This is a genomic window from Emticicia sp., from assembly GCF_049241225.1.
GTDB lineage: Bacteria > Bacteroidota > Bacteroidia > Cytophagales > Spirosomataceae > Emticicia.
In genome coordinates this window covers 8,105-9,173 of record NZ_JBMLRC010000225.1, presented here as the reverse complement: position 1 = coordinate 9,173, position 1,069 = coordinate 8,105, and the positions used below count along the sequence as shown (strand labels likewise).

The following is a 1,069-nucleotide window of genomic DNA, read 5'->3' as shown; positions in this document are numbered from 1 at the left end:
AATACCGTTCTCTAAGCTGTTTTACTTAATTCAAATTATGGGTTTTCAGAAAAAAGATTAAATTTGTTTAAACTTTACTCTTCAACCTTTATGAACACACAATCTAAACTTTTACTAATTTTTATCTTCGCTGCTCATCTTTCTTTTTCACAAGATACCATTTTAGTAAAGATGGAGTTAAAAGCAGGTCATATTACGTCTATTCGTTCTCGTCCTGTTCTTTCTTCGGAAAAAGATATTTCAAAGTTTATCATAATTGAAAACCTCAAAAGTTTTATCATCAAGCGTTTTTCTGTTTTTCCTGAACATTCTGCCTATCAAGATTTTAAAAATAACTTAATGGCAGAAACTGATTTTACAGCAAGAACTAAAGCTTTTGACTTTGATTCTTCTAAGGTTTATAAAGGTCGTTCCAAGAGTATAGTTTATTGCTTGGTAGGAACTTCAATTGATGATAAAAGAATTATAATAATTGACCAAAACGGAGATTATAACTTCAACAACGACCATATTTTTGCTTTCGATATTACACCAGAAGATTTTAAGCCAAACGAAGCTGGATTTTTTGATAGAAAAGAGGTAAACAAATTTTTAGACGAGCAAGTAACTGCCGTGGAGGTAAAGGTCGAAGGTTTTTATGATACTACTCGATATTCGAGAAATATTTTAATCAAACCTATCCCTTATAATACTGGTACTAGCTATGCTACCAAGATTGAGCAAGATTTAGAACTTTCGATAGAGTTATCCGAGCATTTGGAAGGAGAGTTTATACTTAATGGAAATAAATATTATTTGTCTATGTATAATATATTGCCTTATCTGAGCTACAAAAATAAATCTTTTCTAAGACTGTTGTTTCGCAAAGAGAACGAAGAATTTAATGCAAAGAATAATAATAGCAGTCACCCTGATTTTCTTATCATCGAAAACAAAAAGTATTTGATTGCCTCCGTTTCACGTTTTGGCGATGAAGTATTTTTGCGTTATTCTAAAGAGTAAAACAAAGGAAGCCTTCGCTTTGAGCGAAGGCTTCCTTATAAAAACTCAAAACACTATTTTCCCCGCA

The 1,069-nt window shown here is 31.5% G+C and carries 1 protein-coding gene; it reads left to right on the top strand.

The window, feature by feature from the left end:
* The first annotated feature begins 90 nt into the window (after nucleotides 1–90).
* The gene (locus ACOVO2_RS12565; RefSeq protein WP_421770313.1) at nucleotides 91–1,002 is read left to right on the top strand and encodes a hypothetical protein; all 912 of its coding nucleotides are present in this window, start codon (nucleotides 91–93) and stop codon (nucleotides 1,000–1,002) included.
* Nucleotides 1,003–1,069 lie beyond the last annotated feature (67 nt).